The 26,327-nt window shown below is 64.3% G+C and carries 21 protein-coding genes; 8 read left to right on the top strand and 13 right to left on the bottom strand.

Annotation, left to right across the window (positions count from 1 at the left end):
* Positions 1 to 105 precede the first annotated feature (105 nt).
* Both NOV21_RS04970 and NOV21_RS04965 read left to right on the top strand, forming a co-directional pair.
* Positions 106 to 795, top strand: coding sequence for a response regulator transcription factor (locus tag NOV21_RS04970; protein WP_283170096.1), 690 nt, complete (start codon positions 106 to 108; stop codon positions 793 to 795).
* Entirely contained in the window at positions 796 to 1,821 is a 1,026-nt protein-coding gene (locus NOV21_RS04965; protein WP_283170095.1) for a sensor histidine kinase, read from the top strand.
* Positions 1,822 to 2,041: 220 nt separating this feature from the next.
* On the opposite strand, the gene NOV21_RS04960 is transcribed toward NOV21_RS04965, so the two are convergent.
* The gene (locus tag NOV21_RS04960; protein WP_283170094.1) at positions 2,042 to 4,576 is read right to left on the bottom strand and encodes an excinuclease ABC subunit UvrA; all 2,535 of its coding nucleotides are present in this window, start codon (positions 4,574 to 4,576) and stop codon (positions 2,042 to 2,044) included.
* Positions 4,577 to 4,714: 138 nt separating this feature from the next.
* Here NOV21_RS04960 and NOV21_RS04955 point away from each other — a divergent pair, with 138 nt between their 5' ends.
* Entirely contained in the window at positions 4,715 to 6,505 is a 1,791-nt protein-coding gene (locus tag NOV21_RS04955) for an esterase (RefSeq protein WP_283170093.1), read from the top strand.
* A gap of 65 nt (positions 6,506 to 6,570) precedes the next feature.
* Here NOV21_RS04955 and NOV21_RS04950 read toward each other — a convergent pair whose 3' ends face one another.
* Positions 6,571 to 7,104, bottom strand: coding sequence for an adenine phosphoribosyltransferase (locus tag NOV21_RS04950; protein WP_283170092.1), 534 nt, complete (start codon positions 7,102 to 7,104; stop codon positions 6,571 to 6,573).
* 15 nt (positions 7,105 to 7,119) lie between these two features.
* Positions 7,120 to 8,016 carry a PRC-barrel domain-containing protein gene (locus NOV21_RS04945; protein WP_283170091.1) on the bottom strand — a complete coding sequence of 299 codons (897 nt, stop codon included), beginning with the start codon at positions 8,014 to 8,016 and terminating at the stop codon, positions 7,120 to 7,122.
* A gap of 119 nt (positions 8,017 to 8,135) precedes the next feature.
* On the opposite strand from NOV21_RS04945, the gene alr reads away from it, so the two are divergent.
* The 4 genes from alr (at position 8,136) to NOV21_RS04925 (ending at position 11,882) form a co-directional block, all read left to right on the top strand.
* Positions 8,136 to 9,413: an alanine racemase gene (alr, locus tag NOV21_RS04940; protein WP_283170090.1), complete on the top strand. Its 1,278-nt coding sequence runs from the start codon at positions 8,136 to 8,138 to the stop codon at positions 9,411 to 9,413.
* 12 nt (positions 9,414 to 9,425) lie between these two features.
* Positions 9,426 to 9,998, top strand: a complete 573-nt coding sequence (locus tag NOV21_RS04935) for a uracil-DNA glycosylase (protein ID WP_283170089.1) — start codon at positions 9,426 to 9,428, stop codon at positions 9,996 to 9,998.
* Between the two features lie 85 nt (positions 9,999 to 10,083).
* Entirely contained in the window at positions 10,084 to 11,337 is a 1,254-nt protein-coding gene (locus NOV21_RS04930) for a molybdopterin molybdotransferase MoeA (RefSeq protein WP_283170088.1), read from the top strand.
* Positions 11,337 to 11,882: a MogA/MoaB family molybdenum cofactor biosynthesis protein gene (locus tag NOV21_RS04925; protein WP_283170087.1), complete on the top strand. Its 546-nt coding sequence runs from the start codon at positions 11,337 to 11,339 to the stop codon at positions 11,880 to 11,882. Before NOV21_RS04930 ends, NOV21_RS04925 begins: the two co-directional genes overlap by 1 nt.
* A 478-nt stretch (positions 11,883 to 12,360) precedes the next feature.
* Here NOV21_RS04925 and NOV21_RS04920 read toward each other — a convergent pair whose 3' ends face one another.
* Positions 12,361 to 13,014, bottom strand: a complete 654-nt coding sequence (locus NOV21_RS04920) for an energy-coupling factor transporter transmembrane component T family protein (RefSeq protein ID WP_283170086.1) — start codon at positions 13,012 to 13,014, stop codon at positions 12,361 to 12,363.
* 311 nt (positions 13,015 to 13,325) lie between these two features.
* Here NOV21_RS04920 and NOV21_RS04915 point away from each other — a divergent pair, with 311 nt between their 5' ends.
* Positions 13,326 to 13,718: a secondary thiamine-phosphate synthase enzyme YjbQ gene (locus NOV21_RS04915; protein WP_283170085.1), complete on the top strand. Its 393-nt coding sequence runs from the start codon at positions 13,326 to 13,328 to the stop codon at positions 13,716 to 13,718.
* A 188-nt stretch (positions 13,719 to 13,906) separates the two neighbouring features.
* On the opposite strand, the gene NOV21_RS04910 is transcribed toward NOV21_RS04915, so the two are convergent.
* From NOV21_RS04910 to NOV21_RS04865, 9 genes are all read right to left on the bottom strand, one after another.
* A complete protein-coding gene (locus tag NOV21_RS04910; protein WP_283170084.1) occupies positions 13,907 to 14,365 on the bottom strand; it encodes a MerR family transcriptional regulator in 459 nt (152 codons plus the stop codon).
* Positions 14,366 to 14,861: 496 nt separating this feature from the next.
* Positions 14,862 to 16,541: a glucosyltransferase domain-containing protein gene (locus NOV21_RS04905; RefSeq protein ID WP_283170083.1), complete on the bottom strand. Its 1,680-nt coding sequence runs from the start codon at positions 16,539 to 16,541 to the stop codon at positions 14,862 to 14,864.
* 5 nt (positions 16,542 to 16,546) lie between these two features.
* Positions 16,547 to 18,406, bottom strand: a complete 1,860-nt coding sequence (locus tag NOV21_RS04900) for a thiamine pyrophosphate-binding protein (protein ID WP_283170082.1) — start codon at positions 18,404 to 18,406, stop codon at positions 16,547 to 16,549.
* Positions 18,403 to 20,406 (bottom strand): NAD-dependent epimerase/dehydratase family protein, encoded by a 2,004-nt coding sequence (locus NOV21_RS04895; RefSeq protein ID WP_283170081.1) that lies wholly within the window; start codon positions 20,404 to 20,406, stop codon positions 18,403 to 18,405. Before NOV21_RS04895 ends, NOV21_RS04900 begins: the two co-directional genes overlap by 4 nt.
* Before the next feature lies 1 nt (position 20,407).
* Positions 20,408 to 21,751: a lipopolysaccharide biosynthesis protein RfbH gene (gene rfbH / locus NOV21_RS04890; RefSeq protein WP_283170080.1), complete on the bottom strand. Its 1,344-nt coding sequence runs from the start codon at positions 21,749 to 21,751 to the stop codon at positions 20,408 to 20,410.
* Complete coding sequence (gene rfbG, locus NOV21_RS04885; protein WP_283170249.1) at positions 21,748 to 22,857, bottom strand: CDP-glucose 4,6-dehydratase; 1,110 nt, start codon at positions 22,855 to 22,857, stop codon at positions 21,748 to 21,750. The genes rfbH and rfbG overlap by 4 nt, the downstream gene beginning before the upstream one ends.
* Entirely contained in the window at positions 22,851 to 23,630 is a 780-nt protein-coding gene (locus NOV21_RS11340; RefSeq protein ID WP_428978383.1) for a sugar phosphate nucleotidyltransferase, read from the bottom strand. The genes rfbG and NOV21_RS11340 overlap by 7 nt, the downstream gene beginning before the upstream one ends.
* Entirely contained in the window at positions 23,627 to 25,078 is a 1,452-nt protein-coding gene (locus tag NOV21_RS04870; protein WP_283170078.1) for a sensor histidine kinase, read from the bottom strand. Before NOV21_RS04870 ends, NOV21_RS11340 begins: the two co-directional genes overlap by 4 nt.
* Before the next feature lie 5 nt (positions 25,079 to 25,083).
* Positions 25,084 to 25,797: a response regulator transcription factor gene (locus tag NOV21_RS04865; protein WP_283170077.1), complete on the bottom strand. Its 714-nt coding sequence runs from the start codon at positions 25,795 to 25,797 to the stop codon at positions 25,084 to 25,086.
* Positions 25,798 to 26,327: the final 530 nt, after the last annotated feature.

The following is a 26,327-nucleotide window of genomic DNA, read 5'->3' as shown; positions in this document are numbered from 1 at the left end:
TCCGCCCCTTCCGAACGGTTCATCAACATATGCGGGTGTTATCATACTCTGGAAATTCAACACTGCGCAAAACGTACTGTGCATGCGAGAAAAAAGGAGCCGAAGATGGCAGAGAAACCCGCGCGCATCCTGGTCGTGGACGACGAGCAGACCATCACCGATTTCGTAGGCTACGCCCTCACCAAGGAAGGCTTCGAGCCCGACATCGCCAACAACGGCGAGGATGCCCTGTCCATGGCGCAGCAGAAGGATTACGACCTGTTCATCCTCGACATCATGCTGCCCGGTATGGACGGCTACGAGCTGTGCCGCCGCCTGCGCAGCCGCACGAGCGCACCGGTGCTGTTCCTCTCCGCGCGCGACACCGAGCTGGACAAGGTGGTCGGCCTTGAAATCGGCGGCGACGACTATCTGAGCAAGCCGTTCGGCCTGCGCGAGCTGATCGCGCGCGTGCGCGCCCTCCTGAGGCGCGGCAGCGGGCAGATGGAAGCGAGCCACGAGATCACCGCCAGCGGCATCACGCTCAACGAAGACGCCCACACCGCAACGGGCGCGAAGGGGGCCATCGACCTCACCCCACGCGAGTTCGAGCTGCTCGCCGCCCTGATGAAACATGCCGGCAACGTGGTTTCGCGCGAGGACCTTCTGCGCGACGCATGGGGCTGGGAGTACCTGACGGAAACGAAGACCGTCGACACCCACATCAAGCGCCTACGCGACAAGATCACCCAAGCGGGATACGATTCCACGATGGTGGAAACCGTGCGCGGATACGGCTACCGGTTCCGCGCCTAGGTGAGGAAGCTCTCCACATATTTCGGCCTCCTGTGCGCGCTCACCGCCGTGTTCGTGGGGGCGGTGGTGCTCGTCATCGCGCGCCTGCGCGGCGTGATCGATTTCACGTCGTTTGCGCTGCTTGTGCCCATCTGCCTGATCGTATTCATATTCTCGCTGTTCATCGGTCATTTCATCGCCTACCCGCTCAACGACCTCTCCGCCAAGATCCGGGCATGGCGCTCGGGCAACACGCAGGTGGACTTCAGCGCCCAGGGTTCGTTGAAGGAAGCGGACGACCTCGCAGCGGACTACAAGCTCTTGCTCGATTCGTCCTACGCCCAATGCGCCGACCTCACCCGGAAGGAAAAGCAGCAACGTCAGCTGGTGGGCGATGTCGCGCACGAGCTGCGCACCCCTCTTACCGCCATCCACGGGACGGCGGAGCTTCTGGATGACCCCGACCTTCCCCCGGCTCTGCGCGATAAGTTCACCCACACGATCCTCACGGAAACCGAACGGCTTTCCCATCTGGTGAACGACCTGCTTTCGTTGCAGCATATCGAAGGGGATTCACAGGAACTGCAGTACAAGCGCGTCGATCTGCGACCGCTGGTGCAGGAGGCATGCGATGCGCTGGCCCCGGTGCTGGCCGAGCGCGAGGCCAACCTGGAGATCACCGGGGAAGCTCCCGACGTGCTGGGAAACCGCGATCGCCTGAAGCAGGTGGTGTCCAACCTGGTGGACAACGCGAGCCACTTCACCTCTCCCGGAGGGCACATCCGGGTCGAGCTGTACGGCGTCGGGGGCAATTCCGTCATCGCCGTGAAGGACGATGGAACCGGCTTCGGGGATATCGACCCCAAGCTGCTGTTCGAGCGGTTCTACCGCTCCGATTTCTCCCGAGCGCGCAACACGGGCGGAAGCGGGCTCGGATTGGCCATCGTGAAAAGCGTCGTGGAGGCGCACGACGGCACGGTCGAGGCATATAACCTGCCCGAAGGTGGCGCGTGCTTCATCGTCGCCATCCCCAGCCTGCCCGCATAGAAGCGCGCGCCACCGAAGGGATCGGGGGCAAGCGCTCCAGCTTGTTTTTATGAAGTCCGTTTCCAGCTAACGCGGTGCACCGAAGATGGAGGACCACCCTCCCGGTAGCCTGAGCTTCACAGAGTCGAAACCGGCGATCGCTGTCAAGCGGACAAGTTGCCTCCACGATAAGCCCCGACCCCTTCGGGACAACCTATCCAACCGCATTCATTAATGCGATTTAGAGGTAGCGGCCGGTCACGCTTTCGGGGCAGGCGGCAACTTGCTCGGGGGTCCCGGCAACCACCACGCGGCCGCCGTTTTCTCCACCGCCGGGCCCGAGATCGATCACGTAATCAGCTTGCGATATCACGTCAACGTCGTGCTCTATCACCACAACGGTGGCTCCGCTCGAAACCAGTTCGTCGAACACGCCGAGCAACTCCCGCACGTTCAGGGGATGCAGCCCGATCGTCGGCTCGTCGAACACGAAGAGCGCGTCTTCCTGTCCTTTGCGCATCTCGCTGGCAAGCTTCAGCCTTTGAGCTTCCCCACCCGAGAGCACCGGGGTCGCTTCGCCCAAAGTCAGGTAGCCGAGCCCCAAATCGGACAATATCTGCAAGCGGGATCGAACTTTCTTGATATCCCCCAGAGCGAAGATCGCCTCGTCCACGTCGAGCGCCATCACCTCCGGCAGCGTGAGCCCCGCCGATCCGCCATCCTCGCCCTTTGCAGGAGAGCGATGGACCTCGCTTGCGCACGGTGCGTACCGGCTGCCATGGCAGTCGGGACAGACGATCTCCACATCGGGGAGAAACTGGACGTCCAGCGATATGCTTCCCGTCCCATCGCAGGTCGGGCAGCGCAACTTACCCGTGTTGTAGCTGAAATCCCCCGCCTTCAGCCCGCGTTCCTTCGCATCGGGGGTCCGCGCGTAGGCACGGCGCACGTCATCGAGCACGCCGGAGTAGGTGGCCACTGTGCTGCGCGAATTGATGCCGATGGGCGTCGCGTCGATCAGGTTCACCCGCACCAGGTCGGCCGCCCTCTCCTCGCCGGGGCGAATTGCGCAATCGAGCGCGGCAGGGGGCAGGGCCTCGCCTTCAACCAGCGCTCGCAAGGCGGGGACGAGGCATTCGAGCACCAGGGTGGTCTTCCCGCTGCCCGACACCCCCGTGACGACGACCAAGCGGCCTCGGGGGATATCCACCCGCAGCGGCTTGACCGTGTGAACGGCATCTGTTTCGAGATGGATGCACCCCAGGTCGAACATGCGGGCTTCGGGGACCCGCTCCCTCACGGCGACGGCCTCGGAACCTCCGAGGAACGGTCCGATCAGCGAATCCCCATTCGATTCGATCGAGTCCACCGGGCCTTCCGCAATCACCCTGCCACCCCGCTTGCCCGCACCGGGGCCCACCTCCACCAGCCAATCTGCATGGGAGAGGATGCGGGTGTCGTGGTCGACCATCACGACCGAGTTGCCATCGGCGATCAGATCGCGCATCACTTCGAGCAAGCCGTCGACGTTGGCGGGATGCAATCCGATGGACGGTTCGTCGAGCACGTATAGCACGCCGGTCGTGCGGTTGCGCACCGAGCGCGCCAGCTGCACGCGTTGCCGCTCGCCGTTCGAGAGCGTCGATGATGCGCGATCGAGGGACAGATATCCCAACCCCAAATCGAGCAGGCGCTTGGCCACCTCTTGAAACGACTCGCAAATCCTCTCCGCCATCGGACGCAGGGGACCTGGAAGCGACGCGGGAACCCCCGCGACCCATTCGACCAGCTCATCGAGGGTCATCGACGTCGCAGTCCCCAGATCGATGCCGCGGACGAGCGGCGTTCGGGCAGCTTCGCTCAACCGCGTGCCACGGCAATCGGGGCAGGGGCCGACCTTCAGGAACTTCGAGACGCGCTTCAGACCCTTCTCGTCCTTCACCTTCGCAAGGGCGTTCTCCACCGTGTACACCGCGTTGTAGTAGGTGAAATCCATCTCCGCGAACGTATCCGAGTTCCTCGCTTTGTAGAGGATGTGCCTTTTCTCCGCCGGTCCGTCGAACACGATGGCGCGCTCCTCGGGCGTCAGTTCGCGGAAGGGCACGTCGGTGCGCACGCCGCATGCGCGGCAGACATCGACCATCACCTTCCACATCAGCTGGTTCCATGGGGCGACCGCCCCCTCTTCGATCGAAAGGCCCTCGTCGGGAACGAGCGTCGACCGGTCGACCTCGCGGACGGTTCCCACTCCCCCGCAGGTGGGGCACGCCCCGCCGCTGTTGAAAGCAAGGTCTTCCGCCGAAGGGGGCATGACCTCGACCCCGCATTCCGGGCAGATGAGCGGCTGCTCGGCGGCGACGCTCAGGGTCGGCTCCATATAATGCCCATTGGGGCAGCGATGGCTGGCCAGACGGGAGAACATCAGCCGCAGCGAGTTCAGCAGCTCGGTCTGCGTTCCGAACGTGCTGCGCACCCCCGGCACGCTGGGACGCTGATGCAGGGCGAGGGCGGCAGGCACATACCGGACATCTTCCACCTGCGCCCGCGCCGCCTGCGTCATACGGCGACGCGTGTACGTGGAAAGCGCCTCCAGGTAGCGCCGGGACCCCTCGGCGTACAGCACGCCGAGCGCCAGCGAGCTTTTCCCGCTGCCCGACACCCCGGCAATGCCGACCAATTTGCCGAGCGGCACCGCCACATCGACATCGCACAGGTTATGGACCCGCGCCCCCCGCACCAAGATATGCGATGGGATCTCGGATTGATCTTCAGGCATGTGCAACCCCCGCTTCGAACGTTTCCCCCCAGTGTACTCGCGTACCCCTACCTCCGAAGGGCATCGCGGCAATCGAAAGATTTCACCACGCATCCGAAGAGAGCACGTATACTCACACAAAACGTTGAAGGAGGACGCATGGCTTGCTCGAATCGAGGTTCCACGCGGAAACTCACGCGTCGTGAATTCGCGCGATCGATCGCCGCGATCGGTGCCGCAGGTGCAATCGGCACGATGACGGGCTGCGTGGCGGAAAGCGGCCGCCGGTCGCGCGCAACCCCGGCCGACACGGGCACCACGGTGGGCATCGATACGTCGATATGGCGCTACGACCAGGAGAACGATATCTTCTACCAGCTGGATGTGGCGTATTGCACGAACCCCCGGGCACCCGCCTACGAACGCATGGCAATCTACGTCCCCGGAGCGTATTTCGACGCCTCCCAGAACTCCAACGGCACCTACACCTGCACCCCTTCCGAGATGGCCGCCATAGGAGGGTTCACCGCAAGCAAGGCGCCCATCGTCCTCTATATCGAATCGGATGAGTTCGCCGCGCATGCGTCGCCGTCCGAATACGGCGCCGCCGACGCCCTCGCCTACATCGAGGCGGGGTTCGTGTACGTGCATGCCGGATTCCGCGGCAACGATATGGCCGGCGATGCCCCCGGAGGATTTCCACGGGGCACCGCCGACCTCAAAGCGGCGGTGCGCACGTTGCGGGCGAACGCGTCCAACCTGGCTGGCAACACCGGGCGCATCTTCAGCTTCGGCGCGGGCGGCGGCGGAGCGCAGAGCGCGATTCTAGGCGCCTCGGGAATGTCGGAAGACTATGATCCCTACCTGGCGGAAATCGGAGCCCCCACGATGGATCTTGAGGGGAACGCCGTTTCCGATGCGGTATTCGGAGTCGCCTGCTGGCACCCGGAGACGTGTTTGGATCACGCCGACGCCGCCTGCGAGTGGAGCATGGGCCAGTTCAGCTCCAACGACACGCGAGCTGCCGGAACGTTCACCGGGCTGCTTTCCAACGATTTGTCGTCGTCATATGCGGCAACCATCAACTCGCTCGGACTCGCAAGCGGAGAAGAACCGTTGCGGCTGGATGAAGGAGGCGAAGGAATTTTCACCAGCGGCACATACTACGACCACGTGAAGGGAATTGTGGAGGAATCGCTGAACGGCTTCCTCGCAGGAACCGCCTTCCCCTATACGGTCGAATCGGAGCCGAGCCCGGCAAGCGCTGCGACGCTCGGTTCGAAATCGGGCGGCTCTCAGACACGGGGCGCGCTGGCTCCAAGGGCAATCTGCAACACCGCGGCAGACTACATCGCTTACTTGAACGGGAACTCTGCATGGATCGCCTACGACGCAGCGTCGAACACCGCCTCCATCGAAAGCCTTTCCGGTTTCGTCAATGCGTGCAGGCCCCCCTCGAAAGGCGCCCCCGCATTCGATGCCCTCGATCGAAGCTCTGCGGAAAACAGGCTGTTTTCAGACGATGGCAACGGTTCCCTGCATTTCGACGCAACGATCGCCCGCCTCATAATCGAAAATTCGAGTTCGTATGCAGGCTTGGCCCAGTGGAGCAGCGCATACCCGCGTGATTTCGAGAAAGACCTTGCCGTCGTCGACAGCATGGGCACGAGCACGGAGCAGCGGGTCGCGATCTCCAGTCCCCTGCACTATCTGCTTGCCAGCCAGAAGGGAACGGGAACCCCAGCGCCGCACTGGCGTATCCGGGCGGGCCTTCAGCAAGGCGATGCGCCCTTAACGACCGAGATCAACCTCGCGTTGGCGGCACGGGCGGCAAGCGGCGTGCAGGATGTCGATTTCGTCGCGGTATGGGACGGAAAGCATACGGCTGCAGAGCGCTCGGGAGACGCCGTCTCCAACTTCATTGCCTGGGTGAGGAAGTGCTGCGGCTAGCCCCTAACACAGTGCGGGCGCCCCATGGGGGGTGCGCCCGCACAGCAGAGGTGCGCTTCGAGAGGCTATTTCACATGCACGAGCGAGAAGATCTCCACATCCGTGAACGTGGCAAGATGCTCGCGGGGGTTGAGGAAGTCGAGCTCCATCAAAAACGCCATGCCGGCGACCTTGCAGCCGAACCGCTCGCAAAGCTTGACCTGGGCGGCAGCCGTCCCTCCGGTGGCGATCAGATCGTCAACGAGAAGGACCACGTCGTCAGCCTGCAGCGCATCCTGATGGACCTGCAGGCTGTCCGTGCCGTACTCCAGCTCGTATCCTTCGCTGTACACCGCACGCGGAAGCTTGCCCGGTTTGCGAGCGGGAACGAATCCAGCCCCCAGCTTGTACGCCACCGGCGCGGCGATCATGAACCCGCGCGCCTCGGCCCCGATCACCTTGGTGACGCCCTGCCCTGCAAAATGATTCGCCAGCTCGTCAATCGCGCTCGAAAAACCCTGGGGATCTTTGAGCAGCGTGGTGATGTCCTTGAACACCACACCGGGATTGGGGTAATCGGGAATGTCGGTGATGAGCTTCTCGTAATCGAATGCAGCCATGATGCACGAACCCCTCTACTCGTCGTCTTCCAGCGCCATCGTCAGCAGAAGCAGGGCATCCGCTTTCTGCGCGGAGGCCAGCACGTCGGCGGTGATCTCGGACCCGCTCGCCAGCGTGAAAGCGCCATCCTCGCTGGAAACGCTCTCGTTGATCTTCTTGCCGAGCAGATACGCTTTCAGCACCTCGTCGGGATCCTCATCGTCGACAAGCTCTTCCGCAGCGGAATCCTCCGGGACATCCTGCCCGCTCGGCGCGTCAGAGACGGGGGTTTCGGCTGCCTCTTCCACCTGCGATTCGGAAGCCGCAGGGGCATCTGCCTGCTCGGGCGATCCCTCCAGCTGCGGGGCAACCGGCTCATGCTCATTTTCGGCGGGATCCTTTGAGGAGGACTCTTGCGCATCCGTTCCTCCATCGCCCACCTGCGCATCAGCCGTGCGGCCCGCACGCTTGTCCGCATCGGTCGCCGTGCCGTCGTCGACGAAAATGAACTCGGGCGAGAGCGACACGAAGCTGCCCTTCCCATATTCCCCGCCGCCGTCCAGGACGATGCGGGCAAGGGCACCCGTTCCGGGGTCGATATCGTAGAGCTTCACCGTTCCCAGATAATTTCCCGCGCGGGAGTACGCTTTCAAGCCCAGCAGGTCGAAGCTCTCGACCACGGCGTAGGGCGTCGACATCTCGGCGCACGAGACCAGCCCCGCGGCATCCTGGATGGTCATGTATGTATCGCCCACGGCGATGACCTTGTTGAAGGGAAGCGCCATCTCGACCTGCGCCTCCTCGTCTTCCACCACGTAATGAGAAATGCGGTACTGTGCGCAATCCACCACGATCTCTTTCAGGGAACCGACCGCCTTGCGGTCGTCCAAGGCGACGACCTTGCGGCCGAGAATAGACTCCGTGATTTCCATGATGTTCCTTTCCGCACGGTGCCCGTACCTTCTTGCACCTTGGCATTGTACGACAACATGCGGTTTACGCGCTGCGCTATACTTGAGTTCGCATTTCAGAACGACCTAAGGGGTATATCGTGGTTGCCGAAGAGACACTGAACGGATTCACCGGATTCGGCAGGAAAAACAGCAACTTCCAGTACTCGCGTTCCCACGACGATGCCCAGGCGCGTGCCGCCGCACCCTTCGACCAGGATCGCGTTGATGCGATCGACCCGATGTCCCGCCGGTGGGCGTGGATCGAAATCGACCTGAGCGCGATCCGCCACAACGTCACTGAGGCCCGCCGCCACATGCGCCCCGGCTGCAAGCTGTGCGCCGTGGTAAAGGCTGACGCATACGGCCACGGGGCGGTGCGCGTGGCACGGACCGCCCTGAGCAGCGGGGCGGACATGCTCGCCGTCGCCACGGTGGACGAAGGCGTCGAGCTGCGGAAGGACGGCATCGGCGCCGATATCCTCATACTTTCCGAGCCTCCGGCGGCCGCATCTCCGCTCCTTCTGGAGTACCAGCTGATGCCCTCCGTCTACACGGCCGAATTCGCGCTCGCCTATGCCGAGCTCGCCGACCAGCACGGCATGCGCGCACCGTTCCATCTTGCGCTGAACACGGGGATGAACCGCATCGGCGTTCGGTCGGAGAACGTGATCGAATTCCTCCGCCAGATCAACTTCCATCGGGCACTCGACCTGAAGGGCACGTTCACCCATTTCGCCACCGCCGATTGCCCTGAGAATCTCGATTTCAGCATCCAGGTGAACCGGTTCCTCGAAGCCATCGACGCCATGCGGACGGCGGGGGTCGATCCGGGGATCGTGCACGCGGCAAACAGCGCCGCCCTTTTCCGTTACCCCGATGTGCATTTCGACATGTGCCGGCTGGGGATCTCGCTGTACGGGTTCCATCCCTGCCCCGAGACGCACAGCCTGGCCAACCTCAAGCCCGCCATGCGCGTGTATGCGCGCATCACCGACTGCAAGACGGTTCCCATGAGCGAGGGCGTGAGCTACGGGCTCAACTACCGCAGCCCCGGCAGCGTGAAGATCTGCACGGTCCCTCTGGGATACGGCGACGGACTCAACCGCGCCCTTTCGGGCCAGACGAACTTCATCCTCGACGGGCAATACTGCCGCCAGGTGGGGAACATCTGCATGGACCAGTGCATGTTCGAGGTCGATTTGCGCACCTACGGCACACGGCGCAGGCTCGACCCTCAGATCGGGGATATCGTGACCGTCGTCGGATCGCAGGGGGATGCGGTCTGCACCATCACCGAGATGGCCTACCAGCTGCACACCATCGAGCACGAGCTGTGCATCGCGTTCAGCCTGCGCCTGCCCCGGATCTACGTGTAGGGAGGCGCATCCATGACCGCACCCCATATCCCCCTCGAAGACCTCCGCGTGTACTGCGAGGACTGCCATGCCTGCTCGCTGTGGGAGGGACGGACGAACCTGGTATTCGGCGACGGCAACCCCGAGGCCCGCGTGCTCATCGTCGGCGAGGCGCCCGGCAAGAACGAGGACTTGCAAGGCATACCCTTCGTCGGCAAGGCGGGGCAAACCCTCACCGAGCTGCTCTCGATCGCAGGACTCACACGGGAGGAAGTCTACATCGCCAACGTGTTGAAATGCCGCCCGCCGGGGAACCGCAACCCCCTGCCCGAGGAGATTCAAGCTTGCACCCCGTTCCTCCGGGAGCAGACGCGCACCATCGACCCCGAATTCATCGTGACGCTGGGCAATTTCTCCACCAAGTTCATCCTCAAGACCGAGGTGGGGATCACGCGGCTGCACGGCTCGCTCCAGCGGGCGGGGAAATTCAAGGTGTTTCCCATCTTCCATCCCGCAGCGGCGATTTACGACCGCACGAAGATGGCAGCGTTGGAAGACGATTTCACCACGCTGGGCCAGCTGCTTCGCGGCGAAATCGAGATGTAGCCTGAGAAGCGGGCAGCCGTTTCCCCATTGGAGCGCAAACATCTATAATTGCCGCAATCTATTATCTTGAGTTAAGGAGTATCCTTTGAAAGAGATGATTTCACCCGAGGAGGCGCGCGAGCTGCTGACCTCGCACGTCGCCCCGCTCGATGCCGAGGTCGTCCCCTTGCTGCAGGCGGCGGGGCGCGTCGCCGCGGCGGATCTGGTCAGCGATATCGACATCTCCCCGTTCGCTCATTCCGCCATGGACGGATTCGCCGTGCAGGCGAGCCAAATCGCCGGCGCATCGGCGGAATCCCCCGTCGCGCTGCGCGTGATCGCCGAGGAAGCGGCGGGAGATGTGTACGAGGGCAACATCGCGGACGGGGAATGCATCCGCATCATGACAGGCGCACCCCTTCCCGCAGCGGCGGATTCCGTCGTGAAATACGAGATCGTCGGCGTGCGCGAGGGCGACGGCCATGTGGGGAGCCTTGTCGAGTTCACCGCTCCCACCAAGCGGCGAAGCAACGTGCGCGAGGCGGGCGAGGAGGCCCGTGCGGGCGAGGTCATCGTGCATGCGGGCGACGTGATAAGCTCTGCCGGAATCGGATTCTTAGCCGGATGCGGCAATGTGGAGATTCCCACGTACCGGCGCCCGCGCGTGGCGGTCATCGCCACGGGAAGCGAGCTGGTCGACCCCTCCGAGGTCCCCGCCCCGGGGAAAATCCGCAATTCCAACAGCTACGCCATGGCGGCATGCGTGCAGGAAGCCGGCGGGATCCCAATCATGCTCCCCATCGTGGAGGACACGTTCGAGGCGCTCAAATCGGCCGTCGACGATGCCTCGAAGGAATACGATTTCGTGCTCACCACCGGCGGCGCCGCCAACGGCGACTTCGACTTCATCAAGAAGGTGGTCGATGAGCTGGGCACCCTGCACATGGTCACGGTGAATATGCGGCCTGGCAAAGCGCAGACGTCCGGGTTGGTGAACGGCACGCCCGTGTTCGGACTTCCTGGAAACCCCGCGGCGGCGTACACGGGATTCCATATGCTCATCCGCCCCATGCTGCGCAAGATGCAGGGTTACACGCACTTCGAGCACACCGCCGTATGGGCGCGCCTCTCCAAGGATATGCGCAAGAAGGATCCGCGCCGCATCTACCTGCGGTCTACGTTGACGAAGGACGAGCAGGGCTATCTGGTCACCCCGGCGGCGAATCAGAGCAGCGGCCTGTTCGGAGTGATCCAACGCAGCAACTGCCTGGCAATCATGCCCGAGGGCCTTGAAAGCAAGCGAGCAGGCGATATGGTCGAATGCCTGCTTCTCGACATCCCGGAGGAGTTGGTTCTGTGATGGTGGATCTTGAACGGGCGGCCGCGGCTGCCCACGCGCACGACGTCGCACACGGCAAGGCGCCTCAGAAGCATATCCCCCGCATCGCTATCGTCACCTGCAGCGACACGCGGACGCTGGAAGAGGATTCCGCCGGAGCGGCGCTGGAGGATCTGATCCGCGAGCTGGGGTGGAAGGTCATCGACCGCACGATCGTGCCCGACCGGATAAATGATATCGGCGCAGCCATCGTGCGTGCGACCGACGAGCTCGATGCCGACGTAGTCCTGACGTGCGGAGGAAGCGGCCTTTCTTTACGCGATGTGACCCCCGAGGCAACGCAGCTGGTATGTCAGCGCAACGTCCCCGGCATCGTCGAGGCGATGCGCGCCTACAGCTTCGCCATCACCCCGAACGCGGCCCTGTCCCGTGCGGTATGCATGCAACGCGATCATCATCTGGTCGTCAACCTGCCGGGCAGCGAGAAGGCTGCCCGTGAGAACTGGGAGGGCCTGAAGCCGATGCTTCCGCACGCGATCAGCATGATGGCAGGCGAGGGGCATTAGGCCCGAATCCGATGCCCGCCGATTCGACGGACCGCCCCAGCGGGACGCGGCCCTGGCGAAAGGGAGCCCGCTGGGCGTTCGCCTACGCCGCGGTCGCCCTCTCTCATACGCATTCGGCTAGGGAAGCATTGATTAATTCCGCCTTGGCCGGGGACGGCGGGCTGAGTGCCGCAGCGGCGAAAGGCGAGCGAGCGCACTGACGTGCGCGAACGAGGATCGAGCCGCTCCGGCGCCAGCATGTCGTTCCCGGGCTGGCGGAATATGTCAGCGGTTCCCTAGGGAAAGTGCTGCGGTTCCCCTGCGGGTGCGCGGCGTTCGCTCCTGTGCCGGCATCTGTACGGGCGATTCATGGGGTTCCCCTGTAGGGGCGTGGCATGCGCCCTGCCTGCCATGATGTTCAGAATCCCATTGGGACATCCGGCGCGCCGACGGGTACCGGATCGGACAGCCTTTGCCCCTTCCGGATGCGAAATGCGCGTTACACTCGCAGACGCATCGAACTCTCCGCCTGGGCTCCATAGCAGCGGGCGTCCATGGCAACCGCAAGAGTCTCCGCACGGCGGAACAGACCCACGAAAAGCGGGATGAACACGTTGCGCCAGGCGCGGATCCGTTGTACGGGACCGCCGCTTTCGAATCGCGCTCCGCGTGATTGCTGGGCAAGTCTGACCAGATGATATTCGTCGATGATGGCCGGAATGAAGCGCAGCCCGATAGATGCCGCCGTCGCGATGTCGCGTGTCGGCACGCCAATGCGGCCCAGCGGCGAAAGCAATCGATCTAAAGCACGTGCCAATTGCTCGGAGGACGTCGTACCGGTGATGACGAGGGAGGCAGCCACCAGAAGCGCAATGCGGCATGCGTTGTACAAGCCGGGCAGAAGGCCCTGGCCTGAGAGCACCGGGACCGCGACCGTGAACGCAAGGATGACGCCGAGCGAGATGAGTTGGCTCATCGCCTGGCGGAGGGGCAACTTGCCGGCAACGGCCGCGATGGCGAACAAGCCAGCCAAGACCCCCATCGCCCACCATGAGCGAGCAAGAAGAAGGGCGATCGAGTACGCGAAGACCGCGACAACCTTCACCCGTGCATCGCACCTATGCAGCAGGGTATCACCTGAATGAAATGACATCGCGTTCTTCATGCTCGCAAGTATAAGCCAGCGGAGCCAACCCGAACACGCCTTCTTCGGCGACCATGGCGCCATCCCGATCTAGCAGCCTATAATGGCTAGGGAAGCACTGATTTATTCCGCCTTGGCCGGGGACGGCGGGCTGAGTGCCGGGGCGGCGAAAGGCGAGCGAGCGCGCTGACGTGCGCGAACGAGGATTGAGCCGCTCCGGCGCCAGCATGTCGTTCCCGGGCTGGCGGAATATGTCAGCGGTTCCCTAGGGATTTCCGCATGGGACAACTGCGGGAAGGCGCGAGATGGAAGGGGCTGCCATGAAGACCTTCGAGCTGGACACTCCGGCCTACGACTTGATTGATATCACACGGCAGGTGGAGCAGGCGGTCGCGGAGTCGGGCGTAAGGGAGGGCCTTTGCTGCGTGTATTGTCCGCACACCACGGCCGCGATCACCATCAACGAAAACGCGGATCCCGATGTGGTGCATGACCTGCTGCTTGCGCTGGGCGACACGTTCCCCGACCGACCCGCCTTCCGCCATGCCGAGGGGAACAGCCATGCGCACCTGAAAAGCAGCGCGGTGGGGTGCAGCGAGACCATTCCCGTTTCTGACGGCCGTCTGGCGCTGGGCACGTGGCAGGGCGTACGCTTCTGCGAATTCGATGGTCCGCGTCATCGGCGGTTCTTCGTGCAGATCATCGGCAACTGATTTATCCGGAACCCCTCGGCGTTCCTTTTCCAGCGGCCTTTCATTATGGGCTGGGCCAAATAGGCCTTTTAGGCACCCTGCTCCTGCTGCTCGTCGGCGGTGACAAGCCGACCCGGCGGTCGGACATCGAGAAGGCGAAGGGGATCGCGGCGGAATGGAGATCGCACCATGTTTGCCTCAGACCTCCTCTAGTACCGGTTGATGCGGCACTTCTTCTTGATGCGCGCGATCTTGGGCGGCAGGTCCTCCAGCGGCATGTCGCGCGGCGTGTCACAGGTGCCGGACTCGGCGGCAACGTCGTAGAACCAGCATTTGTAGTCGATGAAGTCGCGCGCGTTCTCCAGCTCCCTTATCTGCTCGTCGATTCGGTCGCGGCGCTCGTGGACGATCTCACGGCGCCGCTCGATGGTGGAATCGCCCTCGCGGTAGAGGTCGATGTACTCCTTGATCTCGGCGATGGGCATGCCCGAGACCTTCAGGCGCTCGATGAAGCGCGCCCATTCCAAGTCGTCCTCGGTGTAGACGCGCATGCCGCCTTGGCTTCGCGCCACGTCGGGGAAGAGCCCCCTCTTGTCGTAGTAGCGAAGCGTGGACGCTGGCATGCCCAGCTCGTCGCTCGCCTCCCCGATGGTGTATACCTTCTCCATTTTGCGCCTCTCTGAAGCCGTTAAAGATATTTCGAGAAACATTACTAACCTGAACTGTGATTTAAAGTCAAGAATCTTTTCCAGCAAAATCAAGTTGCTCTTAACAAAACCCGGCGGCAACGTCGAAACCTGGAAAGGAGGTGGAAATCCATGCCGAAAGACGAAAACGACAGCCTGCTGGCACTGTACCCCTGTCCCGTCGCGGTGATCGGCGCCATGGCTGAAGGCGACAAGCCCACCTGGACCCTTGCCTGAGCTTCGCAAGGGGGGTGAGGTGATGATCTCGAGAAGGTCGCCGCGGGCATCGGCAACGTCGGGCACGTGTGGATAAGAAACGGCAGACATACGGAGGAGACATACGAGGATCCTGGTGCTGAAGGCATACCGGCTGGGCACGTCCCTGTAAATCGTCCCAGCAGCCTCCGGAAAACACCGTGAGCCGACGCGCGCTGTGGGCTGGATCGTCGAGCGCGGGGATGGGGGCTGGGGCAATGCCTCACAGCGCCTTCCATCTCGGGTCGGTGTACCCCAGCTGCACTTGGACGTACGTGCCCCGGTCGACTATGCCGGACGGCGCCGGCCAGGCGGGGATCCCCTCCGCCTGCGATCGTGCGTCTTCGAGCTGCCCGGGAGTGGCCTGGATGAGCGGGCACCCCATGACGTCAAGATACTTGAACAGCTCGTCCTGGCCGCCGAATGCCTGCATGGCCCACGTCGTGTACTCGTAGGTCTCCTGGACGGAGAAGGCGAATTCCGCCGTCATGTCGACCTGCGTCAGCCCCCTGTCCGCGAAGCATGCCGCACGCGGGTCATCCGAACGGATGAACTCGTCCTCACGCCAGGTGCCTCCGAGGATGAAGTCGCCGGTGAACGCGACGGGCTTGCCGGCAAGCCCGCGCTCATCCAAGTCGGCGGCTATCTCGTGCATGATCTGACGCTCGGCGAGGTTGCGCTCCCAGTCGACGCGATACCAATGGTTGATGTCGGCCACCTGGACGCACACGAGCACGCACAGCGCCGCGCCAAAAAGCGCCCGCCCGGCTCGTCCCGGCTCGCCGCGGCCCACGCCTTCGACATGCGCCCACACGAGCGCCGCCACGGCGGCGACGAAGAACGGCACTATCTGCGCCGTCCGATAGGGCGCGGGCAGGGATTCCAGCAGCGTCATGACGACCAGGCACGGCACCATGCATACCAGGAGAAGGGCACGGCAGGGCGAACGGTGCCTGCCCGCGTCGGCGACGATGAGGACGAGGCATGCCAGCACGGATAGGTCGAGTACGGCTATGGGCAGGTAGAATGGGGCACGCCCCGCATAGGCGAAGAGGAAATCCCTCATCGTTTGAACGAGGTTCTGCCCGTTTACGATGCTCAGCGCATTGTACGCATTCGATGACGCCTCGATGCCCGCCACGTTCATCACGAGCACGCCGATGCCGACTCCGAGGACAACGCCTGCAGCGAGGACGACCGCGTACCTGAACCCGCTTCCGACCGCCCTGCCAAACTGGCGACGCAGCTCAAGGCTGGGGTCGTTGGCAAGGAAGAGCAGCGCGAACACCGCGCATATGAAGACGACGACATGCGACTCGTACCAACCGACGACGAGGACCAAACACGCAACAGCCCCCGCAAGGCACGCGAAAGACCTCGCGCCCCTCCTGGAGAAGGACCTGTCGACGAGCGTGAGCGAAAGCGCGACCAGGACCATGCAGCCGCCGACGGCCAGGGGCATGGCAGTGTAGACGAACAGCTCTTCCGACAGCGGGAACGAGACATACACGCACGAGAACGCGAGTGCCGCGCCACGAGTGAAGCGCCCTCGCGAGACGCTTACGAACAGCCCGCTCAGAAGCGCTGTGGAAAACGTCAGAAGCACGATGCCCAGTGCATCCATGACGAGGGGAACCGTGTTGTCGAAGCCGAACAGGTGCGCGATGAGCGGCCAGGTGAACCGCCGTTGCGCCAAGAGCTCCCCCGCGATGTAGCGGCTTCCCGCCAGATCGTCGATGCTGATCGAGTAGTGCGTGCAGGAAAACCCGAAGGAGGCGAGCGCGACGAGGACGAGCGGCACCGTGTACCACCACGTGCGCAGCAGCAGGAGAGAGGCCCTCGGGGCGGTGAGGTCCCGCATGCCGGGGCGCGGCGAAGCGCACCCGTCGGTCCTGTCCGGCAAGGCGCTCATTCCTCGACCACGCTCATGATGCGCGCGAGTTCGTCACGGGGCAGAAACGGCGCCAGGTCCTCCAGGCCGGGTGACTGCGTCGTGCCGTCCTCGAGGACGCGCGAGGCGAGCTTCGGCTCGAATGGCTGGTCGATCGTTGTCATCACCTCGCAGAGCGCGGGACCCTCGAGGGCGAGGACGCGCCCAATGGTGGCATCAAGGTCGGAGTTGCGTTCGCAGCGGGCATAGGGAAGGCCGTACGCCGCGGCGATCCTCCCCATATCGGGAAAGCTCAAATCCCCGCTGTCCGGCCCGATGCCGACGGGATCGCCGCTGAAATTGTTCTGCTGCGTCTGGCGAATCGAGTGGTACCCCTGGTTGTTGACGACGAAGATCTTGATGGGCAGCCTGTGGTGGACGATCACCTGCAGCTCCTGCAGGTTGAACTGGATGCCGCCGTCCCCCGTGAACAGAATCGTGTCTCGCAGCCCCGTGCCGCGCCCGTACAGCGCACTGTCGCCGTGTTCGGCCACGCACGCGCCGATGGCCGCCGGCAGATCGTAGCCCAGCGGGCAGACGCCGCAGTTTATCAGGTAGCGCGTGCCCTCCTTGATGACGAAGCCCTGGCTGCCCGCGACACAGGTGGCGCCTGAGCCCGTGACGACCACCCTTCCCGGTTCGAGGGCCCGCGAGAGCGCGTCGATGAGCATGTACAGGTTGGCCGGCTCGTCCACGGCGTGGTGGCGCGCGAGCAACACTGGGTACCTTTCCCTCCACGCCCGGCATCTCGCGGCCCACGCGCGGCGGCCCGCGCCCCAGGCGCCGGCGGCGATGCGTTCGTCCAGACGCAGCTCGAGGCGCTCCAAGAGCTCTCGCGCATCCGCCCAGACCGGCATTTCCACGTGAATGGTGGGCTTGCGCATCTCGTCGGGGCAGATGTCGCTCATGATGACGAACGCGTGGGGTGCCCACCGTTCTGCATCGAAGCCCACGTCGCGCATGCCTAGACGTGCGCCGACCGCGAAGATGAGGTCGGCGGTTTGAATGGCGAAGTTGCCCGCGCGCGTGCCTGCGATCCCCTCGCGCCCCACATAGAGCGGGTGAGCATCCGGCACGAGATCCACGCTGTCCCAGCAGGTGACGATGGGGATTCCCAGCTTGTCGGCCACGCGGCGGAAAAGCCCGTACGCCCCCGCCAACCGTATCCCGTTGCCGGGATGGAACACGGGGCGCCTGGCCATTGAGATCTTGTCCAGGATGGCGTCTACCACCTCATCCGAGGGTGCGGGCGGCCTCGAAGCGGCATCTTCGGACACCTCGTAGCCGACCAGCGCATCGTCGTCCACGACGGCAGCTTGGATATCGAGCGGGACATCGAGCCAGCAGGGGCCGGGACGCCCCGATCGGGCAAGGTGCAGGGCCTTCTCCAGGCAGTAGCGCACGCGCTTCGGGTCGTCGAGGAGCACGGCATACTTGGTCAGGTGCGTGACGGCGGGAACGATGTCGTACTCCTGGTCGCCCATCATGCGCAGCCCCGCGAGGCCGGTGCTGCGCGCCATGTTCATGCGGCGCACCTGCCCCGAGAACACGAGCAGGGGCAGCGAGTCCTCCCAAGCGCACAGCACGCCGGTGATGGCGTTGGTGCCGCCCGGTCCGGAGGTGACGCACACAGCGGCCACGTGGTTGCCAATGCGCGCGTAGGCCTCGGCCGCCATGGCGCAAGCCTGTTCGTGGTGATTGTATATGCAGGTCAGACCCTCTTGGTGCCCAAACGAATCGTTCATGTGCATGGCACCGCCGCCCACGACCGTGAAGCAGTGGCTGATGCCGTGCTCCACTAGGAACCGTGCGATGTAGTCCGAGACCTTGACCTTCACGCGTCCTCCCCCTCCCCCTGCGCACGTCGCCCCGCGTCGCCCGCATCGAAATTCATCCGCTCCTCCTCGACTACCAGGGGCCGTTTCATCACGCGCACGTTGATGGCCATGACGTACTCGCCCAGAAGCCCCAGGAAGAACAGCAGCACGGAGCCGAGCATGAGGACGGCGAGCAGCGGCATGACGGAACCTTCCGAGAAGCTGTCCCAGAACGCCAGCTTGAGCACCAGGTACACGAGCGCAGCCACCAGGCTCGCCGCCCCCAGGGCGAACCCCGCGAGGGTGGCCACGCGCAACCCCGACTTCGTGTAGCTGGTGAACGAGAGCATGGCCGCGTCATAGAGCGACGCGAACCCGTTGTGGCTTTTGCCCGCGCGCCTCCTTCGCTGCGTGTAGGGGATGTCCTTGCGCGCGGGTCCCAGCTCGGCCACTATGCCCCTGAGGAACGGCGTCGGGTCGTCGAGCTGCCGCAGCACGTCGACGAAGCTGGCGTCGTAGAGGCCGAACCCGGTGAAATGCTCGATCTGGGCAACAGCGCTCATCGTGCGAATCCTGCGGTAGTACCGCGTGCGGAGCCAGCGGAGCAGCCTGTTCTCCTCGCTGTCCGCCTTTATGCCGCACACGACCTTGTAGCCCGACTCCCACGCGTGCACGAAATCGGGGATGAGCTCGACCGGGTCTTGAAAATCGCAGCACATGAGCACGGCACAGGCGCCCGTCGTCTGGCAGAGCCCATAATAGGGGCTGTTGAACTGGCCGAAGTCGCGTGTGTTGAATATGGCCTTCACATGGCGGTCGCCTGCGCACAGGAGACGGATCCTGTCGCGCGTCCCGTCCGTCGAGCAGTTGTCGATGAAGAGGATCTCGTAATCGTACGCGGGAAGCTCGGCGTCCAGCATGGTGACGAGCGCATCGTACAGCGCCACGACGTTTTCCGCCTCGTTGAGACAAGGCACGACCACGCTTATCTTCGTGCGAGCGGCGCGGGACCGTTCGCGTGGCATGCACGGTGCGCCGTCTGCATCTTCGCTCCCGTCGAGCGAGGCGATCGTGCGCGCCATGCCCTCGGCAAGGGAGACGCGAGGCGAGAATCCCGTGTCCTCGACGAGCGACGAGATATCCACCTCCAGGTGCATGACCTGGTCGGGCGCATAGGGAATCTCTCCGATGCCCAATTCGAGCCCGGGGTCCACCATGTCGCGCAGCTCGCGCACGACGTCCTTCAGCACGCGGACGACGCCGCTGCCCACGCAATAGATGGCCTGGTCGCGCCCGCGCGCGGCGACGAGCTCGAGGGCGCGGGCTGCATCGTCGCAGTACAGGTAATCCCACCGCTGCTCGCAGGCGGTGAGCTGGGGACGCCGCCCATCCCTGAGCGCTCTCAAGACGCTCATCACCATGGTGGAGGGGCGGTCGCCTGGCCCGTATACGCTCGCAATGCGCGCCCATTCGTGCCTGAGCCCCAAGGCGGCGGCCCGCACGCGCGAGATCTGCCCGGCGGCGAGCTTCGCGATGCCATAGGCGGTCTCGGGGTGGGTGGGCGTCGAGGGACCCAGGCGCCCCTCGACACGTCCGTACTCGGCTTGGGAACCCGCGCCGACGAACACCGTGCAGCCCAGCGCGGCCGCGAGCTCGACGGCATCGAGCGTGTAGCCGATGTTGCGCACCTGCACGGCGGCATCGTCGCGCTCGGCTCGCTCCGTCCCCTCCCATGCCAGGTGGAAGAACGCGTCGCAGCGCCCGGGGATGTCCGCGACGGCACCGTCGAGATGGGAGATATCGCATTCCACCACGTGCACCCCCTGCATGCGCGCGAAGCGGGGCATGCGGGGCGAGCCGGGGCGGGCCAGCGCATAGACCTCGATGCCCTCGTACGCGAGCAGCCTCACGAGCGCGCAACCCAGCATGCCCGTCGCCCCGGTGACAACGCAGCGGGCCAGGGCGAGTTCGGATGCGGGATTCGCCGGCGCCGTCTTTGCCCCGATCGCGCCTTGTGCCATATCAGCTCACCGCCTCGCAGATCCTCTCGGCCATGTAGTCGAGCTTTGCGACGCTCATGCCAGGGTAGACGCCCACCCAGAAGGTGTCGGCCATCACCCGGTCGGTCACCCGCAAGTCGCCCACCGTGCGATAGCCCTCGCCTTTCGCGCGCATCCGGTCGAAGCACGGGTGCCGCACGATGTTTCCCGCAAAGAGCATGCGCGTCTGGATCCCGTCTCGTTCGAGCGACTTCACGACCGCCGTGCGGTCGACGCCCGCGCGGCAGGTCATCGCAAAGCCGAACCAGCTGGGATCGGAGCGAGGCGCCGCCTGCGGCAAGATGAGCCTGTCTCGCACCGGGGAGAGGGCCGCGCGCAAGCGGGCGTGATTGCGTTTGCGGGCTTCCGTGAATGCGGGCAGCTTCTCGATCTGGGCGCAGCCGACTGCCGCCTGAAGATCCGTCGCCTTCAGGTTGAATCCAAAATGCGAGTACACGTATTTGTGGTCGTATCCGCGCGCAAGCGTCCCGTGCCGCCCGTCGAAGCGGTGCCCGCAGCAGTTATCCCGACCGCTGGGGCATGCGCAGTCCCGACCCCAATCGCGCATCGAGCGGACGATGCGGGCGAGACCCGGGTCGTTCGTGTACACGGCGCCCCCTTCCCCGGTGGTCATGTGATGCGGAGGATAGAAGCTCGATGTCGCTATATCGCCAAACGTGCCGGTGTGCCGCCACGTTCCGTCCACCAGGCAGGAGCTGCCCAGCGCGTCGCAGTTGTCCTCGACGAGCCACAGGCCCCGTTCTCGGCAGAGACGCCCCACCGCCTCGACATCGAAGGGGTTCCCCAGCGTGTGGGCCAGCACGATCGCCTTGGTGCGCTCGGAAAGCGCCGCATCCAGTTGGCTCGTGTCCACGTTGTACGAGGGAATCTGGACGTCGACGAACACCGGGACGGCACCGAATTGCACGATCGGCGCCACCGTGGTCGGAAACCCGCACGCCACGGTGATGACCTCGTCCCCGGGCCGTATGGCGCGCGGCCCCAGCTCGGGCGCCGTGAGCGCCGCGAATGCCGCGAGGTTGGCGCTCGAGCCAGAATTCACGAACGAGACGTGCGCGACGCCGAGATACTCCCCCAGCGCACGCTCGAGGCGATCCGTGTAACGGCCCGCGGTCAGCCAGAACTCGAGCGCGGCGTCCACCAGGTTCTCCATTTCGGCATGGTCATACACGCGCCCCGCATAGCCGATGCGGTCGCCCGGCTCGAACTCGTCGGTCGGCGCGTGGTAGGCATCGCAGTACGCTCGGACTTCGGCGAGAATCCGCCTGCGCGCCTGCTCCTCCGTCATCCCCTCGAACCTCGTCACGCTCCACGCTCCGTCTCCAGCCAGCTGCCGATCTGCCCGTCCATGCACGCCGCGGCCCGTCCCTGTTGCCATGCCCGCGTCCAGGCGACCGTGAGGCGCACGGCCGCGCGCACATCCCACACGGGCCTCCAGCCGAAGACCCGGCGTACGCGCGAGCAGTCGAGCTCGAGCAGCCCCGCCTCGTGGGGCCCGCTCGCGTCTGCGCGCCGCCAGGCGAGGCCGTCGCCCCATTCCTCGCAGAATAGCTGGACGAGCTCGCCCACCGTCACGCAGTCAGCCGCATCGGGCCCTATGTTGTAGCTTCCCGCAAGGCGTGCATCGCCCGCCTGCTCGCGCGCTATGCGCATATAGGCGAACAGGGGCTCGAGCACGTGCTGGAAAGGGCGCACCGAAAAGGGATTGCGCACGGCGATGGGACGCCCCGCAAGAGCCGAGCGCACGCAGTCGGGAACGATCCTGCCGGGCGCGAAATCCCCGCCGCCGATCACGTTTCCCGCGCGCACCGTCGAGACGGGCACATCGGCATCCTCGAGAAAGCTCGTGCGGTATGCCGCCGTGACCAGTTCCGAGCAGACCTTGGAGGCTGCGTAGGGATCGCTGCCGAACAACTCGTCATCCTCGCGGTATCCGCGGCGCGTCTCCCTGTTGCGGTAGACCTTGTCCGTGGTCACGCTTACGACCGATGACACGCTCGGGCACGAGCGCACGCATTCCATGACGTTCGCGGTTCCCATGACGTTCGTCTCGAAGGTCTCCAGGGGAGCGCGGTACCCTCCGCGCACGAGCGGCTGGGCGGCCAGGTGAAACACGACCTGCGGACATGCCCGGTCGAACGTCCGGCGCAGATGGGCAATGTCGCGCACATCGCCGATCACCGAGCACAGGGCATCGCCGACGTTCGCCAGCTCGAAGAGGCTCGGCGCCGTGGGCGGGGCAAGCGCATACCCCGTCACCTGCGCACCCGCATGCGCTAAGATGCGGCACAGCCAGGCGCCCTTGAAACCGGTATGGCCCGTGACGAGCACGCGCCTGCCCTTCCAGAAGCGCCAGTCGAGACCGTCATGCGGCACGACGGCGGGCATGCTCCCCTCCCGAATGCCTACCATATCTTCCACGGCGCCCTCCCCGAACTCCACAGCCCCTCGAGAAGGCGCTTCTCGCGTTGGGTGTCCATGCATTGCCAGAACCCCTCATGCCGATAGCAGTTCAGCTGGCCCGCCTGCGCGAGCCGCGCGAGGGAGTCGTTCTCGAACACCGTGTCATCTCCTGCGATATAATCGAACACCTGGGATTCCAGAAGCATGAAGCCCCCGTTCACCACGTTGCCATCGCTTTCTCTCTTCTCGCGGAACTCGTTGACCATGCCATCGCGCCCCACCTCCAGGACGCCGAAACGCTGCGTCGGGCACACACCCGTGACCGTGGCGATACTCCCCCTCTTGCGGTGGAACTCGCACAGCCCGTGCAGGTCGATGTCGGCAAGACCGTCCCCATAGGTCATGAAAAACGGCTCGTCGCCCACATAGGGCATGATGCGCTTGATGCGCCCACCCGTCATAGTGCCGTACCCCGTGTCGACAACGCTCACCTTCCAGTGCTCCGACGAATCGGAGTGGATACGCACGTCCCCGCCGTTGGAGAAATCGAACGTCACGTTCGAATTGTGCAGACGGTAGTTCGCGAACCAATCCTTGATGACTTCCTGCCGATAGCCCGCGCAGATGACGAACTCGTCGAAGCCCTGCGTGTGAACACCTTCATGATGTGCCAGAGAATCGGCATGCCGCAGATCTCTACCATCGGCTTGGGCTTCAGGTGGCTCTCTTCGGATATGCGGGTGCCGAATCCGCCGGCGAGAATCACCGTCTTCATATCTCACGTCCTCCCCGTATGCAGCGGCGCGTCCTGCCCCTGCCCCGCCACGCAGCGCAGCTCCACGACGAAGGTGTTGCCAGCCGCACGATGCGAGAACCGCCATCCGCATGCTTCGAACGCGTGCCGGGCCGCCCTCAGGCCCACGCCTGCCTCGGGCGCGGCATCGGGCCCGTCGTCTCCGGGCCGGGGAACCATGGTGTTCTCGAACCTTACGAGCAGGTCGCCTCCCTCGCGTGCATACGACACCCGCACCGGATCCGATGCGTCCGCATGGCGCACGATGTTCGAGAAGATGTTGTCGAAGCCGCGCTGCGCGAGCATGCGGTCGACCCTGACGAGCGAGGACGCCAGGACCTCTCCCCCCGATTCGACCACCGTGAAGCCGGCCGACTCCAACTCGAAGAGGCCCGGCTCGACCGCCTGCTGGAACAGCTCGTCACCTCGGCACGTCTCGGGCTCGTGGGTGCGCGTGCTCTTGTCGAACGACAGGAAGTAGTCGAAGAGCTCGTCGGAAATGTCCTTGATCTGATAGGCTTTCATGCGACTGTCACGCAGGTACCGGTCCCGGTCGATCTCGAGTCCCGCCGTGTCCAGAGACAGGATATCCAGGTACCCGATGAGCGCCGTGAGCGGGGAGCGCAGGTCGTGCGACATGGCCGTGACCAGCTCGTAGCTTTGCTCGCGCACGCGGTCGTCATCTCTCTGTCGCTCGAGCATGCCCCGGCGCATGTCGTCGATGCTCTGCGCCAGATCCCCCAGCTCGTCGGATCCGCGCACGGGTATCTCGTGCTCCAGGTCGCCGCCCTCGAGGATGCGCAACTCCTCGCCCAGCTGGGTGATGTAGCGGGTGATACGGCGGACGAACAGGAGGAACGCGATGACGAACGCCGCGATGCCCAACAGCGCCGAGAGGGCGATTCCCACGTACTTGTCCCGCACGTTGAAGTACTCGTAGAACATTGCCTCGCCCCGCCCATCCGCGAAGCCTATATCGTATGTCTTCTGCCACTGCATCGAGTCGCCGCCGCGAATGTTCAGAGCGGACAGGTCGACGTCCATGCTGGAGTCGTACGTCACCATGCCATCGCTGTAGACCTGCAGAAGGACGAACTGCTGCTGGTGAACCCAATCGTCGAGCGCCGCCTTGTCATTGTGGCTCACGCCGTTCGCCGACACGTATTCCTGCAGCGAGCCCGCCATGCTCTCGAGGCGCTGCTCGCGCACGTTTCCGCCCGTCAGATAGGCATCGATGAAGGAATTCGCCCCCAGCTGCGTAACGGCGAACACGGCGATGCCCAGGAACAGGGCAGCGATCGTGTACACGAACAGCCGGATCCCCAGCCTGTTGACGCCCCCGTCGCACCAACGGATGCGCAAGGCGCGCAGGCACACGCCCGGCTCGCCCGATGACCGGCGTGCCCTTGTCGTGAAGATGCACCCGCCCCTGCCCATGAGGGCTACCCGACCGTATAGCCACGACCCCATACCGTGCGCACGTAACGGGGGTTCTTCGGGTCGTCTTCGAGTTTTTTCCGCAGGTTCCTGATATGCACCGACACGGTGTTCCCCGACTGCGGGAGATACAGGTCATCCCACACGCTCTCGTATATCTGCCGCGCGGTGAGCACGCTGCCCCGACGCTCTGCCAGCATGGCCAGCACGGAATACTCGACATCGGTGAGGTCGACTGGGACTCCCGCGCGCGTGACGGCGCGGCGACGCTCGTCTATCTCGATGTCGCCCACGTTGATCACGGGCGGCACCGTCTCTGCCGAGCTGGCGCCGCCATACTTCCGGTACCGTCGCAGCATCGCGCGTATGCGGGCGCGGAGCTCTGCGAAGGAGAAGGGCTTGGACAGGTAATCATCCCCGCCCGCCATGAGGCCGCGTACCTTGTCGACCTCGCGGGATTTCGCCGTGAGGAACAGCACCGGGGCCATGCTCGTGCGGCGTATCTCCTCGCAAGCCTCGAACCCCGACATGCCGGGCATGAGGACGTCGAGTATGATCAGGTCGAAGGGCGCGGGGTCTTCGGCCTGCACAAGGGCGACGGCGAGCTCGCCGCTTTCGGCAGGCTCCACCGTGTAGCCGTCCGCCCCGAGCAGCACGGACACGACTTCGCGAATCTGCGGGTCATCGTCTGCTATGAGGATGCGAGCTGCTGCCGGCATGTCCGCGCCATCCCCTTCTCTTCCCCTGGAAGGATACTGGACACTGCGACTATAGAGCATCGGCCCGCGTTCCCGAAAGGCGGTTCGGACGTTCTTCAGAATTGTTCAGAATGAGGTCGTTGGCACCCACGAACGCTTGACAGCGATGCCCGAGATACACACCCGAGTCTGACGCCCAACCTGTGACGGCCAACCGTATTGTTTGTCACATGGGGGATGCGGACGATTTTTCGTACCCCTAGGCAGCCAATCCGAGGCGCGCCCCTCTTCCGTCGATGGTATCGTAAACGACCTTTCCATCCTCTCTGAATGCCTTCAATCTCGTGCTGCGGTAGCACCCGTGGCAGGCAACCGTATTGTTTGCCACGTATCGCCGGAACGACTGGCTGCTTGGGACCACCAAGCGATCCGCTGAAAGGCTGGTCGCCGATTTGAAGGCGAACGGTTATAATTATCTGATGGCGTTGGAATAAGCGGCATGACCGAAGGGACAGCGGAAGGATAGCCCCTGGGTAATCATCGGCATTCGC

The organism is Curtanaerobium respiraculi, assembly GCF_024609215.1.
Taxonomy (GTDB): Bacteria; Actinomycetota; Coriobacteriia; order Coriobacteriales; family Eggerthellaceae; genus Curtanaerobium; species Curtanaerobium respiraculi.
This window is presented reverse-complemented; position numbering and strand designations above follow the sequence as displayed.

What these genes read in the sequence shown, in the direction of transcription:
- NOV21_RS04970 (WP_283170096.1), top strand. Translation starts at nt 106, where the DNA reads ATGGCAGAGAAACCCGCGCGCATCCTGGTCGTGGACGACGAGCAGACC.
- NOV21_RS04960 (WP_283170094.1), bottom strand. Translation starts at nt 4,576, where the DNA reads ATGCCTGAAGATCAATCCGAGATCCCATCGCATATCTTGGTGCGGGGG.
- NOV21_RS04955 (WP_283170093.1), top strand. Translation starts at nt 4,715, where the DNA reads ATGGCTTGCTCGAATCGAGGTTCCACGCGGAAACTCACGCGTCGTGAA.
- NOV21_RS04950 (WP_283170092.1), bottom strand. Translation starts at nt 7,104, where the DNA reads ATGGCTGCATTCGATTACGAGAAGCTCATCACCGACATTCCCGATTAC.
- NOV21_RS04945 (WP_283170091.1), bottom strand. Translation starts at nt 8,016, where the DNA reads ATGGAAATCACGGAGTCTATTCTCGGCCGCAAGGTCGTCGCCTTGGAC.
- NOV21_RS04935 (WP_283170089.1), top strand. Translation starts at nt 9,426, where the DNA reads ATGACCGCACCCCATATCCCCCTCGAAGACCTCCGCGTGTACTGCGAG.
- NOV21_RS04925 (WP_283170087.1), top strand. Translation starts at nt 11,337, where the DNA reads ATGGTGGATCTTGAACGGGCGGCCGCGGCTGCCCACGCGCACGACGTC.
- NOV21_RS04920 (WP_283170086.1), bottom strand. Translation starts at nt 13,014, where the DNA reads ATGTCATTTCATTCAGGTGATACCCTGCTGCATAGGTGCGATGCACGG.
- NOV21_RS04915 (WP_283170085.1), top strand. Translation starts at nt 13,326, where the DNA reads ATGAAGACCTTCGAGCTGGACACTCCGGCCTACGACTTGATTGATATC.
- NOV21_RS04910 (WP_283170084.1), bottom strand. Translation starts at nt 14,365, where the DNA reads ATGGAGAAGGTATACACCATCGGGGAGGCGAGCGACGAGCTGGGCATG.
- NOV21_RS04895 (WP_283170081.1), bottom strand. Translation starts at nt 20,406, where the DNA reads ATGGCACAAGGCGCGATCGGGGCAAAGACGGCGCCGGCGAATCCCGCA.
- rfbG (WP_283170249.1), bottom strand. Translation starts at nt 22,857, where the DNA reads ATGGTAGGCATTCGGGAGGGGAGCATGCCCGCCGTCGTGCCGCATGAC.
- NOV21_RS04870 (WP_283170078.1), bottom strand. Translation starts at nt 25,078, where the DNA reads ATGGGCAGGGGCGGGTGCATCTTCACGACAAGGGCACGCCGGTCATCG.
- NOV21_RS04865 (WP_283170077.1), bottom strand. Translation starts at nt 25,797, where the DNA reads ATGCCGGCAGCAGCTCGCATCCTCATAGCAGACGATGACCCGCAGATT.